Here is a 24,377-nt window from a genome sequence, read left to right as displayed (position 1 = left end):
ATCAAGAAGTTTATAATAATTCTTGCTCAAAGTTAACTACTTATCATAAAACAGACCAATATATTTACTGGACGACTCTAGAAATTGTCTGGAGGCATGGACGCCGAAAGATAATTTCTCGACAGTAAACGAAGGCAGGAGCTTGGTCTCGATGACCTGATGCTGACTCGACCATGCGTAATAAAAAGAAGAGTCAGTGAGCCGTAGTACACGACAAGGGAAGTAAATATATTGGCCGGTCTTCAAAGTCATTCCACATTATAATGAAAATATAAAAACCCCCTATTTTTAAGCAAGGGGGTTATCTATCTCCTACTTAGCAGATGTTTTATTCTGCCAGGTTACCAGTAATGGGCTTGCTATAAAGATAGACGAATAAGTACCAGCAAACATTCCTACAAATAATGCCAGCATAAATGTTTTAATAGAAGCACCACCAAAGAAATAAACAGCCAGAATAGTAATCAAGGTAGTGATTGAAGTATTAATTGATCTAGGAAGTGTATCAATTACCGCCTTGTTAGCCAGTTCAATAAAAGACATCTTCCGCTGATAGTATTTCATATTTTCCCTTATTCTATCAAAAATAACTATAGTATCATTTATTGAATAACCAATAATTGTTAATAAGGCAGCCACAAAGGCTGTATTAATCTCTCTACCAATAACCGCAAAAACCCCTAAAGTAATAAAAACATCATGTAAGAGTGTTAAAATAGCAACTACCGCAAAACGAAATTCAAAACGAATGCTTATATAGATTATTATAGCAATTGAAGCAAATAATAAAGCCAATAATGCCTTTACCCTTAATTCCTGACCGATTAAAGGACCTACCATATCAGTTCTTAATACCTCTGTTGAAGGATATGCTTGACTTAAAATATCCTGAATTTCAGTAATCTGTTCAGGGCTTAATTCTTTTGTTCTAATCAGAACCCCGTTGATCCCCTCTTCAGCTGTTTGCTGTACTTTAGCCCCTTCAATTAGTCCAGTATCTGCCAGGAGGGTTCTAACCTCCTCATTACTTACCTCTTGATCAAATTTAAACTCCAGTAGGGTTCCACCTCTGAAATCAAGCCCAAAATTCATTCCCTTAAAAGAGATAAATAATAAGCCAATTATTAGAATAACTAGAGAAATTGTATACCACATTTTTCTTTTTCCAAGTATATCCATTATACTATTTCCTCCCTTTCAAGCCAAATGCAGCCCCACTATTAAGGAGTTTGGTATCAGCAAATAAATCTATTACATTCCTGGTAACAAAAAAGGCAGTAAACATACTAACAATAACACCTATACCCAGTGTAACAGCAAATCCACGTACAGTACCACTGGTAAAATAAGCCAGGATTAAAGCTGTAATTATTGTAGTTACATTTGCATCAATAATGGTAGTATATGCCCGTTTAAAACCAGCATCTATTGAGGCCTTGAGTGTTTTACCACTCCTGCGTTCATCCTTGATCCGCTCAAAGATAATGATATTTGCATCAACTGCCATACCAATTGATAAAATTAAACCAGCTATACCAGGTAAAGTCAGTGTTGCCCCCAGTCCAGCAAGAGTTCCCAATAGTATAAGCCCGTAGATAGCCAGAATAACAGCAGCTAGTAAACCAGGAAAACGATAATAGATAAGCATATAAATTCCTACAAGTAATAAACCAAACAAACCTGCAGTTATACTCTTTTGAATAGATATTTTTCCAAGTGTTGGCCCTACAATACGTGATTGTACAACCTTGACGGGCACAGGCAAAGCCCCTTCAGTTATTAAAACAGCATCATTTTGCGCCTCTTCAACACTTTTATAGTTTCCAGAAATACTTCCACTACCCCTTATTACTTCATTAACAACAGGGTTCATCAATTCCTCATCATCAAGATAAATAGCAATATGCTGTCCCAAATATTGTCTAGTTATAGCCTCAAACTTTTTAGAACCATCAGGAGTTAGTTCAAAATTCACCACAGGTTCTCTAAATTCCCCACCATAACCAGCCTTAGCACTTTTTATAGCATCACCTGTCATCAAAACATCCCCCTGGGCATTCCTAAAGGTTAAGACAGCTGTTCTACCGATTGTTTTTATTGCCTCATTGGGATTATCAACAGCAGGCAAACCAACAATTACCCTATCTCTACCTTCTCGTTGGATTAGAGCCTCTGCTAGTCCCATCTGATTAACCCGGCGCTCAATAATATTACTGATCACCTTCATTACCTCATCACTGATCTCTCGTTGCTCAGTTGGTTCAGCCTGTAGCACAATATGAGAACCACCCTCAAGATCAAGGCCCAGGTTTATACCATAAAAGTGATATAAAAAATAAGAAAAAAGAATAATGGCTACAATAAAAACAAGTTTTAAGATTCTTTTTTGTTTATACCTCATGATTTAGTATATCCCCCTAACTATGTATTTTCCTTATGCCTAATAACTCTCATCTTATTTAATGGCCAGTAGACCCAGAAGGCTTTACCAGAAATTGATTTATAATCTACATAACCTACATATGAGGGTATACGACTATCAGCACTATGATTCCTATTATCCCCCATTACAAAAACATGACCCTCTGGCACCTGATATGGTCCATATTCCCCCTGCATTTTTTCGTTAATATAATCCTCTTTAAGGGGTTCACCATCAACAAATGTCCTACCATTATGTATATATATTGTTTCACCAGGCAAACCAATTACCCGTTTGATAAACTTATTCCTGGGAGCACCATGAGGTTTAAAAACAATAATATCCAATCTTTCCGGTGGATGAAAACGATAAATAAACTTATTGACAAACAACCTCTCTCCATCATGTAGGGTAGGTTCCATAGATTGACCATCTACTACAAAAGATTGTGCAATAAAAGTAATTATAAAAAAAGCTAGTATGGCTGCAATCACTAACGATTGTAAAAACTCCTTAATATCTCCACTATCAATCATGACTTCACCCCAACTATATATTAATTCTCAGCAGACTCCTCTTTTTCTTCTTTATTTTCCTCAATCTTATCAAACTCTGGATTCATACGACCAATACTCTGTTTTATAACATCAATATCTACATTAGATGATACCCTTAACCTAATATTATCACCTTTGATTTTTACTATCTTGCCCTTAATTCCACCAATAGTAATAATATTATCACCTGGCTGTAAATTATTAACCATTGCTTGATGTTCTTTTTGTTTTTTCTGCTGCGGCCTGATTAAAAAGAACCAGAAGACACCAAAGATTACGACAAAGGGTAAAATACTCACTAAAACTTCCATGAAAATTCCTCCTATATTTTATTTTTGTACCTTAAAGGTAAAACTCCACTATTCATTATTCAACAGTAAAAAGAAAAATCCTGCATAAAGTCTTAATTAAATTTTATATTTCTGGTAAAATTTCCTGTAAAACTCCATAAACCTATCTCTTTGAATAGCATCTCTCATTTCTTCCATCAAATTAATTAGAAAATAAAGATTATGATAGGTAGTCAACCTAGCCCCCAGTATTTCATTCCTTTTAATCAAATGTCTAATATATCCCCTGGTATAATTCTGACATACATAGCAGTCACATTCATGATCCAAGGGAGTGAAATCCCTGGCATATTCAGCATTACGCACTGTAATTCGACCATGACTGGTAAAAACAGCCCCATGGCGGGCAATCCTTGTTGGTAATACACAGTCAAACATATCAATCCCCCGTTTAACACCTTCAAGTAAATCCTCTGGTGTCCCAACCCCCATTAGATAACGAGGCTTATCTTCAGGCATAACAGGCACAGTAAAATCCAAAACCTCAAGCATCTCCTCTTTTTTTTCCCCGACACTCAACCCACCAATAGCATATCCAGGAAAACCAATATCAAGCAGGGCTTCAACACTCGCCTTTCTTAAATCTCGATAAACACCACCCTGAACAATCCCAAAAAGGGCCTGTTCTGTGTCCTGCATCTCTTTTTTACACCTTTCAGCCCAGCGAATTGTCATTTCAAGGGATTTTGCTAGATAATCATAATCAGCCGGATGGGGTGGGCACTCATCAAAAGCCATCACTATATCTGAACCTAAATCCCGCTGTATTTCCATAGATATCTCTGGTGAGATGAAATGTTTCGAACCATCCAGGTGTGAACGGAAATACACACCCTCTTCAGTTATCTCATTTAAATCTGACAAACTAAAAACCTGAAATCCTCCACTATCTGTTAATATAGGTCCATCCCAGTGCATAAATTCATGAAGCCCTCCAGCCTCAGCAATCAATTTTGAACCAGGCCTTAAATATAAATGATAGGTATTAGCTAAAATAATCTGTGAACCTATTTCCCATAATTCTTCAGGTGTCATAGACTTAACAGTCGCCTGTGTCCCTACCGGCATAAAGATTGGTGTTTCTATCTCACCATGTACTGTAGTAATTTTTCCCATTCTGGCAGCGGTTTCTTTCTCTTGATGTAATAACTCAAAACTAAATGACATATCAACCTACATCCCTTACACTTTAATTATAATTAAAAACAATTGTTATTTTATAAACATTGCATCTCCCAGACTAAAAAAACGGTATTCCCTGTTAACTGCCTCTTTGTAGGCAGTTAAGACCTTCTCTTTTCCAGCAAAAGCACTTACCAGCATTAACAGGGTAGACCTGGGAAGGTGAAAATTAGTAATTAGGCTGTCAATTACTTTAAACTTATATGGTGGATAGATAAAGATATCTGTCCATCCTTTTTTAGCCTTAATTTCCCCTTTAGCAGCTATAGTTTCCAGTGTCCGGGTAACAGTAGTCCCCACAGATATAACTCTTTTACCTGATTCCTTTTTTTCTTTGATTAATTCTGCAGTTGCAGTATCAAGTTCATAGTATTCAGAGTGCATCTGATGTTTCTCAACCTTGTCAACCTTAACAGGACGGAAGGTACCAAGCCCAACATGGAGGGTAATATAAGCAATATCTATCCCTTTTTCCTCCAACTGTTTAATTAATTGTGGTGTAAAATGCAAACCAGCAGTTGGTGCAGCAGCAGACCCAGGTTTTCTAGCATATACTGTTTGATACCGTCCAGGTTCTGCTAATTTCTCGTGAATATAGGGTGGCAAGGGAAGCTCCCCCAGTCTTTCAATGATTTCATTAAACTTACCCTGATAGGAAAACTCCATTATCCGCCCACCAAATTCAGTATACTCAACAGCCTTAGCCATTAATTCATTATCCCCAAATGATATTTCAACACCCTTTTTCACCCTTTTTCCCGGCCTGACCAGAACCTCCCAAACCCCTTCCTCTTTCTCTGTCAGGAGTAAGACCTCTATATCAGTACCTGTCGAAACCTTTTTCCCATACAACCTGGCTGGTATAACCCTACTATTATTCATAACCAGGAGGTCACCAGGGTCTAATAAATCAATAATATCTTTAAATATTCTATCTTCAATCTCTCCTGTTGCCTTATCTAAAACCATCAAGCGGGATTCATCCCTGTTTGGTACAGGCTGCTGAGCTATCAGTTTTTCAGGGAGATAATAATCAAACTCATTCACATCCATGACTCTAAACCCCTTACAAGTATTGTAATTATTATTACCATAAAAACAAAATATATTGATTTCTCTTCCATTATTTATTTTCACAATTTTGATAAGAATAAAGTGGCCTAAAGGCCATCCAGACTTAATCAACAATTATTTTTTACCTAAATGTATTTCTTACTAAAGAAGTTAACTAATTTTAATAATCCAGACATATATATTTGTTGTACGACTCTAGAAATTATCCGCAGGCACGGAACTTGGCCTCGATGGTCTGATACTGACTCGACCATGCGTAATAAAAAGAAGAGTCAGTGAGCCGGAGGAAAATTTCTTGACAGTAAGCGGAGGTAGGACACCGCAGCGCACGACAAGGGAAACAAATATATATGTCGGCCTTCAAAGTTATATACAACCTAAAAACACATTCAAACACTTACTACCCAAAAAGACTATCACTATCCTCATCCCTTTTTATATTAAGGTGTTCATAAGCCAATGAAGTCGCTACCCTTCCCCGGGGTGTTCTCTCAATAAATCCGATCTGCAGTAAAAAAGGTTCATAGACATCTTCAATGGTTTCACATTCCTCACTGATGGCAGCAGCAATAGTATTTAAGCCAACAGGTCCACCAGAAAATTTCTTGATGATAGAGCGCAGGAGTCTGTGATCCGTACTGTCCAACCCCAGGCTGTCAATCTCCATTAATTTCAAAGCCTTATCAACCACTACCGGTGTTATATCCCCTTCTGCCTTCACCTCAGCATAATCCCTGACCCTTTTTAATAATCTATTACTTATCCTAGGGGTACCACGAGATCTACAGGCTATCTCCAGGGCACCCTGTCTGGCTATCTCTATCCCCAGAACCCTGGCTGACCTTTCAATAATACAGGCCAGTTCTTCCTTATTATAAAACTCCAATCTATTAATTACCCCAAAACGATCCCGTAATGGGGAACTTAATAAACCCGCCCGTGTAGTAGCCCCTACCAGAGTGAAAGGAGCCAAATCCAATCTTACCGATCTTGCACTGGGTCCTTTACCAATTATTATATCCAGTGAAAAATCTTCCATAGCAGGGTATAACACCTCTTCAACCACCTTATTTAAACGGTGTATTTCATCAATAAAAAGGACATCATTAGCTTGAAGATTTGTTAAAATAGCTGCCAGATCCCCCGGGCGTTCAATTGCCGGACCTGATGTTGTATGTATATTAACATTTAATTCATTGGCAATAATATTAGCCAGAGTAGTCTTGCCTAAACCAGGTGGACCATAAAGTAGTACATGGTCAAGTGCTTCACCACGTGCTTTAGCAGCTTCAATAAAAATCTCCAGTTTTTCTTTAACCTTACTCTGTCCAATATAATATTTAAGTTTTCCCGGCCTTAAGGTGTTATCAAGGGGAAGATCATCAGGGATCCTATCAGCTGAAATAATTCTCTTTTCATCTTCCATAAGCTATCTCTCCTTCCCCAGCCGGGTCAAGGCTTTTTTAATTTTTTCTTCTATAGTAGTGTTTTCAGCAAACTCCATCCCTGAAAGAGACTGCTTAATTTCCTGAGGAGAATACCCCAGTCCCTGTAACGCTAAATAAATTTCTTCATCATCAGAAGATTTTATAATGCCCTGTGAAAGATTATTAGCCAGTTCTCCAACTTTGCCCTGTAATTCCAGTATTAAACGGCGGGCTGTTTTAGGACCAATCCCAGAAACCTGTTTCAGAACAGCCAGATTTTCTGTCAAAATTGAATTTATAAAACTATCATAAGATAGGGTTGCTAATATATTAAGGGCAGCTTTAGGACCAATTCCAGAGACTGTAAGTAAAGTGGTAAAAAGTTCCCTCTCCTCAATCTCTTTAAAACCATAGAGGGATAGGGCATCTTCTCTAACATAGGTATAAATATATAATTTAATCCCTTTACCTACTTCAGGAATTATAGCAGCATCTGTTACCTCAACATAATACCCTATACCATTAACATTAACTATAACGGTTTTACCCTTATACCATTGTACCTGTCCATCCAGATATCCTATCAATATTATTCCCCCATTTTGTTTTATTTACAACATACTATTTATTCCCTGACTATTACCATGGCAAATAGCCACAGCCAGGGCATCAGCAGCATCATCCGGTCTGGGGACAGTTTCTAAGTTCAATAGAGCCTTTACCATCTCCTGCACTTGCTGTTTAGCAGCACGTCCATAACCTACTACAGCCTGTTTAACCTGTAATGGTGTATATTCAGCCACTACTATATCAGCCTGTGCCCCTGCCAAAAGTATTACCCCACGTGCTTGACCAACCCTGATAGCTGTCTTAACATTTTTATTAAAAAATAATTCCTCCACAGCCATCTCATCTGGCTTATATTCCTTAATTATATCAGTCAGTGAAATATATATTTTTTTTAGACGATTAATGTTGTCGTCACTGGAAGGTGTCCTGACTACACCATAATCAAGAACAGAAAAACGGTTGCCCTCCTTTTTCACCAGGGAATAACCCACAATAGCCAACCCTGGATCAATACCTATTATTAGCAAAAAAACCACCCCATTGCTGATATATGTACTATAAAATGTAATAACTATAGCTATTAATCCTGAATAAAACTCCTCATACCTTCAAGGATTGTTAATAACTCTTCCTGGGAGTAAACCTGAATTCCTTTTTCCAGAATTTTCCTCTCGTTATCAGGCAAATCAAGAACAGATATATCAGTTACTTTCTCCAATTCCCTTGCTTCTTTATTAGCAGTATATATTGCTATTTTGCCATCTTTTAAACCAATAATAATATTCTCTTGATTAAAATGATTAGATTGAACTTCCGGTGAGACACTTCTCCTATATAAAATCAATGACTTATCAGGAACATACTCTTTAACCGTCCAATCACCACTAATAGAATTTAGTTCACCTACTGATAAGCCTACAAAATCATCAGGCATATCAGTAATATTATGTATTAATTTATTCTTATCTTTATAATATGTTTGTAAGATCAAAGGAGTATTGGCATTAATATATTTATCTTTGCTAAGAAAAACAATATCCAGACTAAAATCATAATTTCTTACCACTTCATCCTTCATTTCTGCAGCCCTTTCCCTTAGTAGTGATAATGATTCAGCAATATCATCAGGTAACTCAGACAGCTTAATATCCGGTGTATCTAAAGAATTATTATGATGATTAGTATCAACTTCATTCCATATAAGCATAATGGCAAAGATTAAAAAAGAAACTAACAAAACCTGTCTTGTTATCTTACGCATGAATTCCATCCCCTGTATATTTTTAGGATTATTTTACCCATAAACCCAAAAAATATACAAAAAGACACTGAAAAATCAGTGTCCTGGACCTTACTCTTCTTCTGATATTTCATTCATGATCTCATCTGGAATATCAAAATTTGAGTAAACCTCCTGTACATCATCATGGTCTTCTAGGACATCCATCAACTTGAGGTTTTTTTTGGCAGTTACTTTGTCCAGTTCTATCGTATTATCAGGTATCATTGCTATATCTGCAGCAGAAAACTTTAAACCTGCCTCTTCAAGTTTCTTTCTGCTTTCTTCAAAATTAGAAGGATCAGTAAATATTGTTACCATCCCATCTTCTACACTTACATCTTCTGCACCTGCTTCTAATGCCTCCAACATTACCTCATCTTCATCATAATCAATCTCTGCTAAATCAACAATTAATTGGCCTCTCCGTTTAAACATCCAGGCTACACAACCTGATTCACCTAGATTACCACCATGCTTGCTAAGCAGATGTCTAATTTCAGCAGCTGTTCTATTCCTATTATCACTCATAAGATCCAGGTATAAAGCAACACCACCAGGGCCATAGCCCTCATAGACAAACTTTTCATAATCTACACCTTCAAGTTCACCTGTACCTCTTTTTACAGCCCTTTCTATATTATCATTCGGCATATTATTATCCTTAGCCTTTTGAATAGCTAGACGCAAATCAGAATTCATCTCTGGATCACCGCCACCTTCACGGGCAGCTAAAGAGATCATTTTACTCAATTTAGAAAACAACTTTCCCCTCTTGGCATCCTCTTTCGATTTTTTATGTTTTATATTAGCCCATTTTGAATGACCAGCCATACAACCCCTCCTTAAATAATAAACTCGAAGTTTATTTTAACATACTTTAATAAAGTTTTCAATGAACTTAAAATATCAGCCCTGGTTAAAATCACAGGGCTAAAAGATAAATGTCAAGGAAAAATTGGAGAATCTATCCCTTGACATTATCACCATAAATTTCATCATCATATCTGTTATTGTATCTTCTTTAATTTACTAATTACATCCTGTAAATTCTGCTTGCCTTCTGAATTCCACAGACGTAGAAATGAATCAATCTCTGCCAGTTCTTCTCTTGTTATTTCTTTACCATTAAAGGGATCATCAGGATCTATTCTTTTAATAATATTGATTGCCTTTTTAAGTGGGTACTGAACTTTATAGTAGATCTGGTCTGTCATCTAACTCACCTTCTCCGTTTTGCTTTTTTAACAACTTATTAATCAATTCAATCTTGGGAATCCCCTCACTCTCCAGGAATCTAAGATATCCCTCAAGGGTAATGATCCGATTATCAAGGACTCTATCACTTAGATTTACATCTGAGACATCAAATTCTGCCACTTTGCTTAGTGTAGAATTTAGGCGTTCTACAGCATCTAATACATTCCCCTTCTTCATTTTAACACCTCATTATTATTTGTTATTTATATTATAATAATTTTCCCTTAAAATAATACAATAATTGTACAAAATTTATTCGGCGGTTTCAACCCTATTTTTTCCATTGTCTTTTGCTTGATATAATAATTGATCTACAGTGTCAATAAAATATTCCTTAGACTGATCAGGGGTATACTCTGCCACACCCATACTCACAGTTATATGTAATCTTTCATTATCAAGTTTAATCTTATTATTATCGATTATCTTCACTAACCTATTAGCCAAAGCATCCGCTTTTGCTAGATCTGTTTCAGGTAATAGAATAGCAAATTCTTCACCACCATAACGGGCAACTAGATCACCATCACGGGTATATTTTTTAAAAATAACAGCCAGTTCCTTTAAAACCTTGTCTCCAATCAAATGACCATATTGGTCATTTACTTTTTTAAAATCATCTATATCAAGAAGAAGCAGTGAAATAGGCCATTTACTTTTTTCATTTAGTAAAAGACTTAATCTATTCTGAAAATAGCCGTGATTAAATAAACCAGTTAAACCATCCTTGTTTGCCATTTCTTCCTGTTTGCGGTATAATTTGGCATTTTGTAGAGCAATACTAAACTGATTAACAAAAGATTCAAGAAAATTATGTTGGATGTTATTAAGATGTTCCAAGGTAGGGTCAAAAATATTGATAGAACCGTATAATTCATTTCCTTTATTTATAGGTAAAACAATATATTGGTATCTAGTATTATTACTTATCTCTTTTGAGGGGAAAAAAGAAAATATGTCATCTCCATCATTAATCTCTACCATTCCAGAAATTAGTGACCTTTTGCTAGCCAATTTCTTATAAATACCCTTATTAAGGTCAATCACGATTTCTTTTTTATTTTCCATACTGGCAATTAAAGCCTTTTGTTTACGTGAAAACACATCATCAAAAAGTTTATCTATAAAAACAGTAATAGAACAGGAACGCAGACCAATTAAACCTACTATGGCATCTAAAGTTATATCAAGCAATTTTTCAAAATCCAGGGTTGAATTAACAAAATCGCTTACATTTTGTAGGGTAAGTAATTCAGCCAGTCTCTGTTCCATTTTATTGTATAATATATTTTTATTTAGTATAATAGAAAAAAATTTACCGGTTAATAACAAAACACTTTCTTCTAAATTATTCAGTTCAACAACTGTGCCTGTATAAAAAAATAAAAAGCCAATATAATCAGCCCCATCATAAAGAGGGAGTATTAGTATATCTGAAGGATTATCCTGTTCTTCAAGTCCAGGAAACAGTTTATATTCATTGTTTAGCTCTTCAATTATCAAACCCCTGTTAGCCTTTATTTCTTTGAGTAAATACCGCTCGGGAGGCATTTCACTTGTATAAAAATTATTTCTGGGAATTATAGTAAGTTTTTTTTCTTTTTCTAAAAATAAACCGCTTCTAATAATGGGAAAATGGTTAACAGCAAAATTATGAATACTGTCCATTATAAATTCTTTACTTACTGAGGCATCTAAGCTTAGACAAAATTCCAAAAAGTCTTCTATGAGGTTTTTAACCACCATCTTTTCGCCCCCAAGCCTAACACAACTATTCTTTTTTTGATGTAGATAGAATAAGTTGACCTGTAAGCCGAGTTCTGTCTGGGATGATCATCTATCTAAGATATCAGTTACCTGATATCTCCAGCGTCCTTACCCGGAGAACAGGCGGGCCACCTTAGTTCTCTCTATTTGGACTTTCTCCAGATGGGGTTTACCTAGCAGTTCAGTCACCTGAACACTGGTGAGCCCTTACCTCACCTTTTCACCCTTACCTGCTAAAAAATTAACAGGCGGTTTATTTCTGTGGCACTTTCCTGGGAGTCACCTCCACTGGACGTTATCCAGCATCCTACCCTATGGAGCTCGGACTTTCCTCAACTATAATAATAGTTGCGATCACCCGGTCAACTTATGCTATTTTAAAATAAACCCAGTACTTTTGTTCGATATAAATAATTCATTGTTAGTATAACACTGTATATAATTAATGTCAAGGTTTCATACCTTAACTCCTGATCGCACCAAGTAAATCCTTATAGGTATCAAGGTCCATTCCTATCTTAGTATCTTTAATAATCATATCACTCCCAAGTTTTTCTGCACAATCCTTACAAATTCTGGTCTCAGGGAGGACCTCTAACCTTTCGGGATTTATTAATCTTCCACATTTAATACAGGTATGAAAGAACATAATCATATGATTTACCCTCCCTTTTAAAGTTATAATCTATCCCCTGTATTTCCAGGGATTTGTATTAACACTGGAAACAAGATAGTTAATCCCTTTTATTTCTTTAGATAAATATTCACGTAATAACTCTTTAACAATAATCTCTGTCTCATAATGACCAGCATCTAGCAAAGCCATATCTAGTCGATCAGCCAATTGGGCATCATGATACTTTATATCCCCACTTATATATAAATCTGCCCCTGCTTTACTGGCAGACTCAATCAGATCAGACCCACTTCCACAGCAGAGAGCAACTGTACGTATGTGTCTGTTATTTTCACCAACAAAACGTAGTTGTTTTAATCCCAAGCGCCTTTTTACAAAATCAAGATACTCTTTTAAAGTACATGCCTTCCTAAGGCGTCCTATCCTACCAATCCCATCTTCTCTACCCTTATTAGTCAAATTGTATAGATCATAAGCAATTTCTTCATAAGGATGCTCATTAATCATTACTTTTAAGATAGTCTCTAGATCATCCTCTTTTATAATTGTTTCAAACCTTATCTCATCTACCGTATTTATAACCCCTTTTTTACCTAAATAAGGTTGACTATCTGGCAACGGTTTAAAAGTTCCTCTACCTTCAGTAGAAAAAGAAGTATGACTATAATTACCAAACCAGCCGGCACCAGCATCTAAAATAGCCATCTTAACCCTTTCATAATGAGACTCAGGTATATAGACTATTAACTTATATAGTTTTTCATAATTAAGGACTTTGAGATTCTGACAATTATAAACCTCAAGTTTTTCTGCCAGATAATCATTTAAGCCATCAACAGCAATATCAAGATTTGTATGAAAACTCAACAAACTAATATTTTTATTAATAAACTTCTTAATTATATTACCCTGCTTAGAATCCAGATCAATATTTTTTAAAGAATTAAAGAAAAAAGGGTGATGAGAAATAATCAATTGGCAGTTATTCCCCAGGGCCTCATCTAATATACTATTGTCTACATCAAGACAGAGTAAAACAGAAGAAATCTCTTGAGTCCTGCTGCCAAGCTGAAGTCCTACATTATCCCAGTCAAATGCTAGGCTTACAGGAGCAAGTTTATATAAACTATCCAGGATATCCTGTACTTTTATCATCATACCCTCTCCTTTATTATATTCAAATTGCTTTTTTTGGTGAATCAATAATATTATATCTATAAATCAAAAAACCCTGTTCTATAAGTATACTAGAACAAGGTGGCATATTCATTGGTGGGCCCACCAGGATTCGAACCTGGGACCGACCGGTTATGAGCCGGTTGCTCTGACCAGCTGAGCTATGGGCCCTTTACATCCCGCTACAATAATCTGTTTTATCCAGAAAGTTTATCTTTATTCGCGCAAAACTTATTATATGATATAATAACTTTACGGTCAATCATGCAAAGTGTCTATTTAATTCCATAGGAGTAATTTAAAATATAAAAAACCTGTATATTCTTTTATTTGCTCTCTATTACTACCCTTTTTAATCTAAGTAATCCTTTAATTTCTTGCTTCTACTAGGGTGTCTCAATTTCCTTAATGCTTTTGCCTCTATTTGTCTAATTCTTTCCCTGGTTACACCAAATTCCTTACCAACCTCTTCCAGGGTTCTTGGACGTCCATCCTCAATACCAAATCTCAATTCCAGAACCCTTTTTTCTCTATCAGTTAAGGTATCAAGAACATCATCTAACTGTTCCTTAAGTAAAATAAAGGATGCAGCTGACGCTGGTGCAGGGGCATCTTCATCTTCAATAAAATCACCAAGATGGCTATCTTCTTCTTCCCCGATCGGGGTTTCAAGTGAAACAGGTTCCTGGGCAATCTTCATTATTTCCCTTACCTTCTCAGCAGACATATCCATTTCTTCACCTATCTCTTCAGGTGTCGGCTCTCTACCTATTTCCTGTAATAATTGCCGTGAAACCCTGATTAATTTATTTATAGTTTCAACCATGTGGACAGGTATACGTATTGTCCGTGCCTGATCAGCTATAGAACGTGTTATCGCCTGTCTAATCCACCATGTGGCATAAGTACTAAATTTGTATCCCTTGCGATAGTCAAACTTTTCTACAGCCTTAATCAAACCCATATTACCTTCCTGAATCAGATCAAGAAATAGCATACCACGGCCAACATATTTCTTGGCTATACTTACAACCAAACGTAGATTGGCCTCAATAAGCTTTCTTTTGCAGGCCTCATCACCTGCCTCCATACCTTTGGCAAGTTTAACCTCTTCCTCAGCAGTTAATAAAGGAACCTTACCTATCTCTTTTAGATACATTCTTACCGGGTCATCTATCCCAACACCATCAGGTATACTAATATCTAAATGTTCTTCATCATCTTCCTGTTTATCTTCATCATCATTATTATTATCAAGAATATCTATATTCATTTCATTAAACAGCTCATAAATTTTTTCGATTTCATCAGAGCTAAGGTCTATTTCTTCAAGAGCATCCATTATTTCTTCATATGTTAAACTTCCTTCTTTTTTACCTTTTTCTATTAGTTCTTTAACCTCAGCAATTTTTATAGAATTGAGTTCATTTTTTTCAGTCACTCAAAATCCCTCCTTCCTATTATAAGCAGACAACTTTTTAAAATTCAATAACAGGATATTTAATTCGTCAAGTTCTATATTATCACTATTTTGAAGCCTGGCATATAATCTTTTTTTTACCTCTAAAATAAATTTACTAAAAATCACCCCAAATTTGTTAATTATATTGCTATTATTATTAGCAACCGCAAAAGCAAGCATCCTTTTTTTTAATTCTTTATCCTGAAGCTTATTAATATCTTCTTTAACATCAAAACGGGGATTTTCGCAAATATACTCTATAATATTCCTATTATTCCTGGAAAAAAAATCTGTTTCAAGATACCTGAGCACCTTTTCCCGGATATCAGGCCTATCAATCAATTGTTTAATAATAATTGTTTCTATTCTATTTATATTATTAGGGGTATTTGTCTCATTATCCTTTTTAGTATATCTGTTTTTATAATTTTTATCCTTTTTTTTAGTATCTTTTTCCTGCAAACCCTTATTAAGCTCTTTTTTAATAAGCGCCCTATCTATTGCAAATCTCTCTGCAATTTTATCGGCATATACCTGACGTTCTATATTATCATCTATATTAATCAGTAAATATATTAATTTCCTTGTTAAATCTATTCGCTCTTCCACTTGAGAAAAATCCCTGTTCTTAACAAGTTCCTTTATTTTAAAATCAATTAAAGGAAGGGATTCCTTCAAAAAATTTCTAAAAGCATCTCCACCTTCCTTTTTAATATATTCATCAGGGTCCATATCTTCAGGCAAACTAACAATTCTAACCTTTAAACCATTACTTTTTAATATGTCAAGACCGCGCATAGTAGCCCTGGCTCCGGCAGCATCTGCATCATAAGCAATATATACTGTTGAAGCATACCTCTTTAACAATCTTGCCTGCTCAGTTGTCAGTGCTGTCCCCAGTGAGGCCACAGCATTATCAATACCATATTGATGTGCTGTCAGAACATCTGTATAACCTTCCATAATTATAGAATAATTATTGCTGCGAATAGAATTTTTAGCCCAGTTTAATCCGTATATATTTTCCCCCTTTTTATAGATTAAGGTTTCTGGTGAATTTAAATACTTTGGTTTAGAAGAATCAGCGCTATCTATTACCCTAGCACCAAAAGCAAGAACCTCTCCCCTTACATTAAAAATAGGGAATATCACCCTATTTCTAAATTTATCAAAATAATTGCCCTTACTTTTCGAAATCAATCCTATCTGATGTAATTCCTCTTGCTGATATCCTTTAGAGGCCAGAAACTTTAATAAAGCATGCCAGCTGTCAGGTGCATAGCCCAGTTGATATTTTTTTATATCTTCTTCCTGAAACCCCCTTTTATATAAATAAGCCAGGGCATTTTTTCCCGCTTGATCATTTAATAATAGATAATTATAGAAACGAGCAGTAAGATTATTAATAGTAAAAACCCTATCCCTTGCCTTTGTCTGTTGTTGTTCATAAGGATTCTCTTCAGGTATAGCTAATCCTACCCTTCTGGCTATAACCTTAACCGCCTCTATAAAAGTAGTATTTTCAATCTCCATCAAGAATGAAATAATATCACCACCAGCGCCACAGCCAAAGCAATAATACAACTGTTTCTCAGGATCAACATTAAATGAAGGGGTTTTTTCCTGATGGAATGGGCAAAGTCCCTTGTAATTTTTGCCAGCTTTCTTTAAAGATAAATAATCTGAAACCAGCTCAACAATATTAGCCCTGTCTTTTAATTTTTCAATAAAACTATCATTTATTCCAGGCAATTTAACTCACCCTAATTAAAGTTTCGTCATAACAGGAAAAATTCCTGCTTTAATCTTTTTTACATATTCATTAATTCATTAAAAATCCACAATCTCCTGCAAATATTTTTTATTTTTTATCTATCCAGGGGAAGGGAAGAAATAATTCCTTCCATCTATTCATAGCATACTGGTCTGACATACCAGCAATATAATCTACTACCAGTTGTTCATTACTTATTCTTATTCCTTTTTCTTTACTTTTAAAATGTTCAGGGATTTCATCTATATGACATAAATAATATTCATATAAATGTTGTACCAATCTTTTAGCTTTTTCTTCTTCCTTTTTGGCTGCTGAACCAATATAAACCTTTTGAAATAAAAAAGATCTTAGCTTTTCTGTAGCATCCTTTATTGCTGGACTTCGTTTAATAACTTTCTGCTCCCAGCTTGAGTTTATCATATCCCTGACCATAGTATCTATTCTCTCTGAGTGAGTTTCTCCCAGAAGATTAATCTCTTTGAGCGGCAGATCTTCTCTACTTATAACCCCAGCCCTTAAGGCATCATCTATATCATGGTTAATATAAGCAATACGATCAGCTATTCTAACAACCTCTCCCTCCAGGGTCAGAGGTATCTCATCCCCGGTATGTTTTAAAATACCATCTCTTACTTCAAAACTTAAGTTTAAAGATTCAATATAATCAACAACCCGTAAACTATGTTCATTGTGTTTAAAACCAAGATTAGAAATATCATTAAGAGCTGATTCCCCGGCATGTCCAAAAGGGGTATGTCCCAGGTCATGCCCGAGGGCCATTGCTTCAGTAAGATCCTCATTAAGACCAAGGCTACGGGCAATAGTCCTGGCAATCTGAGCAACTTCAAATGTATGGGTTAAACGGGTTCGATAATGATCCCCTTCTGGCACAATAAAAACCTGTGTTTTATGTTTTAAACGGCGAAAAGCCTTGGAATGGATTATTCTATCCCTGTCACGCTGAAAAACAGTACGAATATCACACTCAGGCTCTTCCTTAAGCCTGCCCTGACTATTCTTACTTAAAAAGGCATAAGGAGAAAGTATCTCTGCTTCTCTTTTTTCAATATCAACCCTTTTTAACATATTTCCTCCCCTCCAAAATCATAACCTAATCTAAAGCAATACTATCTATATCCATTACCCCAGTAATCAAAGCGCTCACTTTTTGTAATAATGCCAATCGATTATTTTTTATATCTTCATCTTCAACCATCACTATTACATTATCAAGAAAATTATCAATAGCCGCCTTCAATTCTACAAATCTCTTTAGACCAGACAGATAATTTCCCTGGCTAAACATTGTATTTATCTCACCACTAAACTCCAGATAACTCTTATATAAATCAAGTTCAGCATTTTCTTTTAACAAGCCCTTATCTATGTTATATTCCTTCTCAGCCTTGCTGGCAAGGTTTTTCGCCCGCACAAGACCTCTAACCAGATCAATAAATAAGGCAGGATTATCCTCCCTCAATTCCATAACTGCCTCTGCCCGATCCATAAGATCCACTGGGTCATTATTATTGACTGCTATGACAGCTTTAATAATATCATATCTGATACCCTTTTCTTCTAATATATTATTAACTCTCTGTACCAGAAAATCCTTTATTTCCTGTAATAGTTTTTCATCCTGCTTATTCATAACCTCAAAAGTGTAGCTGATTAAGGTGTCAAGTTTAAGATTCAGGTCTTTTTCAATGATAATTTTTACTATACCTGAAGCTTGACGTCGTAAAGCAAAAGGATCCTGTGAACCACTCGGGATGTGACCTAGACTAAAGTGTCCTACAATACTATCAATTTTATCAGCAATGCTGATTATCTGCCCATAAACAGTCTCAGGGAGGCTATCACCAGCATAACGGGGTAGATATTGTTCAAAAATCGCCTCAGCAACTTCCCTACTCTCTTCATTTACCAGGGCATATTCCTTCCCCACAATACCCTGAAGTTTTGAAAATTCATTGACCATTTCAGTAACCAGATCATTTTTACTCAGTTCTGCTGCCCTTTTTAAAATATCTATCTGTTCAGCAGTAAGTTCAAAAGAGACAGCCATTTTTGAGGCAATAGATTTAATACGTTGCACCTTATCATACATACTACCCAGTTTTTCCTGATAAACTATATCTTTAAGTTTTTCCCGCCTATCTACTGGGCTGAGCTTTAAGTCCTCATCATAGAAAAAACGGGCATCTGCCAGTCTGGCCCTTAAAACCATCTCATTACCATATCGTACCTCATCAATATACTCCTCTGCACCATCTCGAACAAACACAAAATAGGGTAATAAATTGTCGTTTTTATCTACTACAGGAAAATATCGTTGGTGTTCCATCATTGAAGTTGTTAATACCTCTTCTGGTAGTTTTAAATACTCCCTCTCAAAACTACCGAAAAAAGTAGTTGGGTATTCTATAAGTTCTATTACCTCAGAAAGTAATTCTTCATCTACAAGAACATTTCCTTCAGTAAGGGATAAATCCTTTATTTGTTTTAATATTAACTCCTTTCTTTTATTATGGTCAACAACTATATAGGCATCTTCCAGTTTAGAAAAATATTCTGCTGGATTATCTATAGTAATAGCTTTATCAGTTAAAAACCGATGTCCATAGGTCTTTTTATCAGATTCTATTCCAGCAAAAGAAAAATCAATTTTTTCCTCACCGAATAATAATAACAACCACCTGATAGGTCTGATAAACCTCTCTGTACTATTCCCCCAACGCATAGCCTTGGGAAAGTTCATTTTATTAATAATACTTAAAAAAACATCAGCTAATATATCTACTGTTTTTTTGCCTTCAATAACACGCTCAAGATAGAGGTAACCATCCCTGATAATAAGTTCATCAATATCTACCCCCTGTCCGCGGGCAAAACCAAGAGCAGCTTTAGTTGGTTTGCCAGCCTTATCAAAGGCAATACTCTTGGCAGGGCCTCTGAGGGATTCACTTTTATTTTCCTGCTTTTCAGTTAAACCTTTCATGTAAAGAGTTAATCGCCTTGGTGTTGAATATACCTGACAATCATCAAAAACAAGCCTTTTATTCTCAAATGTTTTTTCAGTTAGATTTTTAAAGTCTTTCCTGACCGTACTCATATAGTTAGCAGGTAGTTCTTCTGTGCCTATTTCAAATAATAGCTCTCTAGACATCTTTCTCAACTCCTTTTACATTAATAGCCAGATATTTTTTAGCACAAAGATGGGCAAGCTCCCTTACTCTGGAAATATATCTTGTTCTTTCACTTACACTAATAGCACCCCTGGCATCAAGAAGATTAAAAGTATGAGAACACTTTAAGGTATAATCATAGGCTGGTAATACAAGATCATTTTCCAGTGCCCTTTTTGCCTCCTCTTCATAGAGAGCAAACAATTTTAACAATGTTTTGATACTAGAAACCTCAAAATTATAGGTTGATTGCTGAATCTCATTTTGGAGGTATATATCCCGATAACTTATTCCATCAACCCATTCTATGTCAAAAAGGCTTTCTTTTTCCTGAAGATACATAGCTAACCTTTCTAGACCATAGGTTATTTCTGCTGTAACTGGTTTTGCTTCAAAGCCCCCCACCTGCTGAAAATAGGTAAACTGGGTTATTTCCATACCATCAAGCCATACTTCCCAACCAAGACCCCAGGCACCTAATGTAGGTGATTCCCAGTTGTCCTCCACAAAACGAATATCATGTTTTAAAGGATCAATACCTAGAGACTCTAAACTATCAAGATATAATTCCTGAATATCTTCAGGTGAAGGTTTCATAATCACCTGGTACTGAAAATAGCGCTGTAATCTAAAGGGGTTATCACCATACCTTCCATCAGTTGGTCTTCTACACGGCTGAACATAAGCTGTATTCCATTTATCTGGACCTAATGACCTTAAGAAAGTTGCCGGGCTCATTGTTCCAGCACCTACCTCAGTATCATAGGGTTGTTCAATTACACAACCCTGCTCACCCCAGAATTTATTTAATAGATTAATTAAATCCTGAAAATTCATATTTACCCCATCCTTTCATTTTCATGATCATATAAAAACCCCATCCTGAAATAAGGATGAGGTAAAACCTTTCCCGGCCAAACAAGATAATTCACTACAATAACTTTTATTCACCATTTTCTGGCTGATTTATATTTTGCTCTTCCTCTTTATTTCTTTCAATTTCGAGGGTGTAGTCCTTATACATAGCAGTAGCACCAGCTAGTAATGTTAAATAAGGAAACAGAACCAGACTAACTACTCCAGCAGTAACCGGTATCTCTACCAGGGTTTTCTCATCATTTTTTACAATTACTTTATTTACATTGCCTTCTTTTATTATATTCTTGATCTTATTGATTAAATCCTGCCCTTTTACATGAAAAAGATCAGTATCAAGATTGAATTTTTTCTGGCCATCCCCTTCCTTTTCCAATTTTATTAAAGCCTCTACTACATTACCATCCGTTTCCTGCAAGGCCTGATATGCTTTTTCATAACTAACATCGATTCTTTGCCTGATTAAGTCTATTTTCTCCAGGTTTTCCATTATATCACCTCATTAAAAGTTTAACCTAAATTTTTAATCATATTCAAAAATCCAACTGACTTCAAATGAATATCTAAATGATAGACCATATAATCATCAATAAAAGAATCCAGTTCATTAAAAGCCTTTCCTGAGATCTTTAATTTGCTCAACTCAAACCCAGTTTTAAAGAAACGCTTAAAGACCTGCAAAGCCTCCCCTGACAGTTGATATCCCTTACCCTCTTCTTGACAATAACAATTATCACATACCAGGCCTCCCTGTTTTAAAATAAGGGTATTTCTTACACCCACAGGTATTTTCTCTTTACAGGAAACACAGGAATCAAGTTCTGGTTTTAGACCCAGAAGACCTAAAATACGAGCTTTAAAAGTAATATTAATATATTTTATCTCTTTTTCAGCTGCCTTTAAGAGCTGATGATATGTAGTAAGCAGCAGGGAAAAAAGGGCCTTATCAGGGTCGGCTGGCATTCCTACTTTCTCAACTAATTCTGCCATAAAAGAGGCATAAGCCATCTTTGTTATATCCTCTCGCAGTGGGGAAAATGAAAAAAGGTTTTTTATTTGATTTATTCTATCCAATGATTTCCCCTGATAAACAGTCAGGTAATTATAACTAAAAGGAAGCAGCAGGCCAGAATTCTTGCCTTTACGAACACCACGGGCAACTGCCCTCACCTTACCATTATCTTTAGTATAAAAGGTAATAATTTTATCGGCTTCTCCCAGATCATATTGTTTTAATACAATAGCTTCAGTTTTAAATACAGCCATTTTTATTGTTTTTCTTCTTCTGCTGTGCCTAAGCCAGTAACAATAGCAACACCAGAACTAGCACCAATTCTATTGGCTCCAGCATCCAACATATCCAGGGCAAGATCATAATTCTTTATTCCCCCTGATGCCTTGACACCTATCTCTCTGCCAACAGTCTTTCTCATAAGACTAACATCCTCCACAGTAGCACCAGCAGTCCCAAAACCAGTCGATGTTTTAACAAAATCAGCCCCGGCCTCTTTGGCGATCTTACAAGCCTGAACAATCTCATCATCACTAAGATAACATGTCTCCAGTATCACCTTCACAATAATATCTGAACTAACACCAGCAGTTTTGGTAGCATCAACTACAGCCTTAATATCTGCTTGCACCAGATCATAGGCACCTGATTTAAAAGCCCCCATATTGATAACCATATCAATCTCCTGGGAACCATTTTTTATAGCATTCCTGGTCTCAAAAGCCTTGGTTTCAGAAGTATTGGCCCCAAGTGGAAAACCAACTACAGTTGCAACCTTAACCGAACTATCAGTTAATAGTTTATTAGCTAGTGGTACAAATATTGGGTTAACACAGACAGAAGCAAATTCATATTCCTCTGCCTCCTCACATAGATTCTTTATATCTTCAACAGTGGCTGTTGGTTTTAACAGAGTATGATCAATCATTTTTGCCATATCACGCGGTTTAATAGCCATATTATTCACTCCTTAATTCTCACTTTTATATTATATTCTTCTATATTATATTCTTCATATTTTACTTTTTTCCTGCTATTATATTAATTTTTCCATTAGTATAGTTGCCATTGTAAAATAAATAAATAAACCAGATATATCTATCAATGTTGTAATAAACGGTCCTGCAGCAACTGCCGGATCTGCCCCAAAGGCCTCCATAATAAATGGTATAGATGTACCAGCTGTTACTGCTGTTAAGAGAGTCATAAACATAGAACCCCCTACAATTAGACCAAGCAAGGGATTTCCCTGCCAGAAAAAAGCAATAAGTGATAACATTGAACCCAGGATTACAGCCATAACAAATCCCACTTTCACTTCCTGCCAGAGATGACGCCAGAAATTAGCAAAATGTAATTCTCCGGTAGCCAGTCCCCTTACCACAACAGTCAAAGATTGTGTTCCTACATTCCCTCCCATATCCATCAAGACAGGTATGAAAAAAGCCAGTGCAACAACCACCTGTAAGGATTCTTCAAAGTTTTTAATTACAGAACCAGATAAAAGGTCCCCTACTAATAAGATTAACAACCAGGGTATTCGTTTTTTCACTGCTGCCAGTAGTCCACCGTGAATATCCCCGGTAGCTGCCATTTTATAAATATCCTCAGTTGCTTCATCTTCAATAACATCTATCGCATCATCTACAGTTATTATACCCATTAACTGGTTCCTTTTATTTACAACTGGTACAGCCAACAGGTCATATTTTGCAAAAACATGTGCTACTTCTTCCTGATCAAGATTTATTCCAACCTTAATTACATTCTCTGTCATTAGGTCTTTTAAGTTTTCATCAGGCTGGGCAGCCAACAACTGTCTGACTGATAAAACCCCCAGCAATTCCTTTTTTCTTGAGATAACATAAATATAATAAATCATCTCGGCACCAGGACTAATTTTCCTTAACTTTTGTAAGACCATATCCGCAGTCATGTCATTATAAAAAGCCAAGTACTCAGTGGTCATTAACCCACCAGCACTTTCATAATCATAACCAAGCAGAGACTGTAATTCTGATGCCTTTTGCTCCTTCATTAAATTTAGGATCTTTTTTACTTTTCCTACAGGCATAGACCCCAAAAAGTCTACAGCATCATCAACATATATCCTGGATAATATAGTGGAGAGCTTTTCTTCATTCATCAATTTAGCGACAATATTCTGGTTCTCATAATCAAGATAACTTATAATATCAATAATTAATGAAATATTAGCCTTATTTTTTAAGATGTATTCCTTTTCATCATTATCAAGTAACATTAAAAAATCAGCAATATCTGCCGGATAGGCTTCATCAAAAAAATTTTCCAGGTTATTATAACCAGTAGGTAAATAGTCCTTTATTTTCTCTTCCATTA

Annotated in this window: 25 protein-coding genes, 1 tRNA gene and 1 other RNA gene; all 27 read right to left on the bottom strand. The window is 35.8% G+C overall.

Annotated elements, in window-relative coordinates; all coding sequences use genetic code 11:
- Positions 1 to 312: 312 nt before the first annotated feature.
- Positions 313 to 1,179: a protein translocase subunit SecF gene (gene secF, locus D7D81_RS10800; RefSeq protein WP_125989895.1), complete on the bottom strand. Its 867-nt coding sequence runs from the start codon at positions 1,177 to 1,179 to the stop codon at positions 313 to 315.
- 4 nt (positions 1,180 to 1,183) lie between these two features.
- Positions 1,184 to 2,401, bottom strand: a complete 1,218-nt coding sequence (secD, locus tag D7D81_RS10795; protein ID WP_125989893.1) for a protein translocase subunit SecD — start codon at positions 2,399 to 2,401, stop codon at positions 1,184 to 1,186.
- 20 nt (positions 2,402 to 2,421) lie between these two features.
- Positions 2,422 to 2,958 carry a signal peptidase I gene (lepB, locus tag D7D81_RS10790; RefSeq protein ID WP_125989891.1) on the bottom strand — a complete coding sequence of 179 codons (537 nt, stop codon included), beginning with the start codon at positions 2,956 to 2,958 and terminating at the stop codon, positions 2,422 to 2,424.
- A 20-nt stretch (positions 2,959 to 2,978) separates the two neighbouring features.
- The gene (gene yajC / locus D7D81_RS10785; protein WP_125989889.1) at positions 2,979 to 3,290 is read right to left on the bottom strand and encodes a preprotein translocase subunit YajC; all 312 of its coding nucleotides are present in this window, start codon (positions 3,288 to 3,290) and stop codon (positions 2,979 to 2,981) included.
- Between the two features lie 96 nt (positions 3,291 to 3,386).
- Positions 3,387 to 4,496: a tRNA guanosine(34) transglycosylase Tgt gene (gene tgt, locus D7D81_RS10780; RefSeq protein ID WP_125989887.1), complete on the bottom strand. Its 1,110-nt coding sequence runs from the start codon at positions 4,494 to 4,496 to the stop codon at positions 3,387 to 3,389.
- A 45-nt stretch (positions 4,497 to 4,541) separates the two neighbouring features.
- Positions 4,542 to 5,564, bottom strand: coding sequence for a tRNA preQ1(34) S-adenosylmethionine ribosyltransferase-isomerase QueA (gene queA, locus D7D81_RS10775; protein WP_125989885.1), 1,023 nt, complete (start codon positions 5,562 to 5,564; stop codon positions 4,542 to 4,544).
- Positions 5,565 to 5,985: 421 nt separating this feature from the next.
- The gene (ruvB, locus tag D7D81_RS10770; protein WP_125989883.1) at positions 5,986 to 7,011 is read right to left on the bottom strand and encodes a Holliday junction branch migration DNA helicase RuvB; all 1,026 of its coding nucleotides are present in this window, start codon (positions 7,009 to 7,011) and stop codon (positions 5,986 to 5,988) included.
- 3 nt (positions 7,012 to 7,014) lie between these two features.
- Positions 7,015 to 7,599, bottom strand: a complete 585-nt coding sequence (ruvA, locus tag D7D81_RS10765; protein ID WP_164522220.1) for a Holliday junction branch migration protein RuvA — start codon at positions 7,597 to 7,599, stop codon at positions 7,015 to 7,017.
- Between the two features lie 24 nt (positions 7,600 to 7,623).
- A complete protein-coding gene (gene ruvC / locus D7D81_RS10760; RefSeq protein WP_125989879.1) occupies positions 7,624 to 8,109 on the bottom strand; it encodes a crossover junction endodeoxyribonuclease RuvC in 486 nt (161 codons plus the stop codon).
- A 53-nt stretch (positions 8,110 to 8,162) separates the two neighbouring features.
- Positions 8,163 to 8,843 (bottom strand): BofC C-terminal domain-containing protein, encoded by a 681-nt coding sequence (locus tag D7D81_RS10755; RefSeq protein WP_164522219.1) that lies wholly within the window; start codon positions 8,841 to 8,843, stop codon positions 8,163 to 8,165.
- A 90-nt stretch (positions 8,844 to 8,933) separates the two neighbouring features.
- Positions 8,934 to 9,695, bottom strand: coding sequence for a YebC/PmpR family DNA-binding transcriptional regulator (locus D7D81_RS10750; RefSeq protein ID WP_125989875.1), 762 nt, complete (start codon positions 9,693 to 9,695; stop codon positions 8,934 to 8,936).
- 176 nt (positions 9,696 to 9,871) lie between these two features.
- On the bottom strand, positions 9,872 to 10,078 hold the full coding sequence (locus D7D81_RS10745) for a hypothetical protein (protein ID WP_125989873.1): 207 nt from the start codon (positions 10,076 to 10,078) through the stop codon (positions 9,872 to 9,874).
- Entirely contained in the window at positions 10,056 to 10,298 is a 243-nt protein-coding gene (locus D7D81_RS10740; RefSeq protein ID WP_125989871.1) for a hypothetical protein, read from the bottom strand. Before D7D81_RS10740 ends, D7D81_RS10745 begins: the two co-directional genes overlap by 23 nt.
- A 75-nt stretch (positions 10,299 to 10,373) precedes the next feature.
- Positions 10,374 to 11,867: a sensor domain-containing diguanylate cyclase gene (locus tag D7D81_RS10735; protein WP_125989869.1), complete on the bottom strand. Its 1,494-nt coding sequence runs from the start codon at positions 11,865 to 11,867 to the stop codon at positions 10,374 to 10,376.
- 47 nt (positions 11,868 to 11,914) lie between these two features.
- Positions 11,915 to 12,258: RNase P RNA component class A (gene rnpB, locus D7D81_RS10730), an RNA gene on the bottom strand.
- A gap of 93 nt (positions 12,259 to 12,351) precedes the next feature.
- The gene (locus tag D7D81_RS10725) at positions 12,352 to 12,543 is read right to left on the bottom strand and encodes a TraR/DksA C4-type zinc finger protein (RefSeq protein WP_125989867.1); all 192 of its coding nucleotides are present in this window, start codon (positions 12,541 to 12,543) and stop codon (positions 12,352 to 12,354) included.
- A 30-nt stretch (positions 12,544 to 12,573) separates the two neighbouring features.
- Positions 12,574 to 13,683: a Nif3-like dinuclear metal center hexameric protein gene (locus D7D81_RS10720; protein WP_125989865.1), complete on the bottom strand. Its 1,110-nt coding sequence runs from the start codon at positions 13,681 to 13,683 to the stop codon at positions 12,574 to 12,576.
- A gap of 112 nt (positions 13,684 to 13,795) precedes the next feature.
- Positions 13,796 to 13,872: transfer RNA gene (locus D7D81_RS10715), tRNA-Ile, on the bottom strand.
- Between the two features lie 181 nt (positions 13,873 to 14,053).
- Complete coding sequence (gene rpoD, locus D7D81_RS10710; protein ID WP_125989863.1) at positions 14,054 to 15,142, bottom strand: RNA polymerase sigma factor RpoD; 1,089 nt, start codon at positions 15,140 to 15,142, stop codon at positions 14,054 to 14,056.
- Positions 15,143 to 16,915: a DNA primase gene (dnaG, locus tag D7D81_RS10705; RefSeq protein WP_125989861.1), complete on the bottom strand. Its 1,773-nt coding sequence runs from the start codon at positions 16,913 to 16,915 to the stop codon at positions 15,143 to 15,145.
- 109 nt (positions 16,916 to 17,024) lie between these two features.
- Positions 17,025 to 18,026 carry a deoxyguanosinetriphosphate triphosphohydrolase gene (locus tag D7D81_RS10700; protein ID WP_125989859.1) on the bottom strand — a complete coding sequence of 334 codons (1,002 nt, stop codon included), beginning with the start codon at positions 18,024 to 18,026 and terminating at the stop codon, positions 17,025 to 17,027.
- Between the two features lie 25 nt (positions 18,027 to 18,051).
- Positions 18,052 to 20,109: a glycine--tRNA ligase subunit beta gene (gene glyS, locus D7D81_RS10695; RefSeq protein WP_125989857.1), complete on the bottom strand. Its 2,058-nt coding sequence runs from the start codon at positions 20,107 to 20,109 to the stop codon at positions 18,052 to 18,054.
- Positions 20,102 to 20,965 (bottom strand): glycine--tRNA ligase subunit alpha, encoded by an 864-nt coding sequence (gene glyQ, locus D7D81_RS10690; RefSeq protein WP_125989855.1) that lies wholly within the window; start codon positions 20,963 to 20,965, stop codon positions 20,102 to 20,104. Before glyQ ends, glyS begins: the two co-directional genes overlap by 8 nt.
- Before the next feature lie 106 nt (positions 20,966 to 21,071).
- Positions 21,072 to 21,494 carry a DUF4342 domain-containing protein gene (locus tag D7D81_RS10685; protein ID WP_125989853.1) on the bottom strand — a complete coding sequence of 141 codons (423 nt, stop codon included), beginning with the start codon at positions 21,492 to 21,494 and terminating at the stop codon, positions 21,072 to 21,074.
- Positions 21,495 to 21,514: 20 nt separating this feature from the next.
- On the bottom strand, positions 21,515 to 22,270 hold the full coding sequence (recO, locus tag D7D81_RS10680; RefSeq protein WP_125989851.1) for a DNA repair protein RecO: 756 nt from the start codon (positions 22,268 to 22,270) through the stop codon (positions 21,515 to 21,517).
- A gap of 2 nt (positions 22,271 to 22,272) precedes the next feature.
- A complete protein-coding gene (deoC, locus tag D7D81_RS10675; protein WP_125989849.1) occupies positions 22,273 to 22,974 on the bottom strand; it encodes a deoxyribose-phosphate aldolase in 702 nt (233 codons plus the stop codon).
- 78 nt (positions 22,975 to 23,052) lie between these two features.
- On the bottom strand, positions 23,053 to 24,375 hold the full coding sequence (gene mgtE, locus D7D81_RS10670) for a magnesium transporter (protein WP_125989847.1): 1,323 nt from the start codon (positions 24,373 to 24,375) through the stop codon (positions 23,053 to 23,055).
- Between the last annotated feature and the right edge of the window lie 2 nt (positions 24,376 to 24,377).

This window comes from Halocella sp. SP3-1 (assembly GCF_003953885.1).
GTDB classification, from domain to species: domain Bacteria; phylum Bacillota; class Halanaerobiia; order Halanaerobiales; family DTU029; genus Iocasia; species Iocasia fonsfrigidae.
The sequence above is the reverse complement of the archived record's forward strand: the minus strand, read 5'-3'. Positions and strand labels throughout refer to the sequence as shown.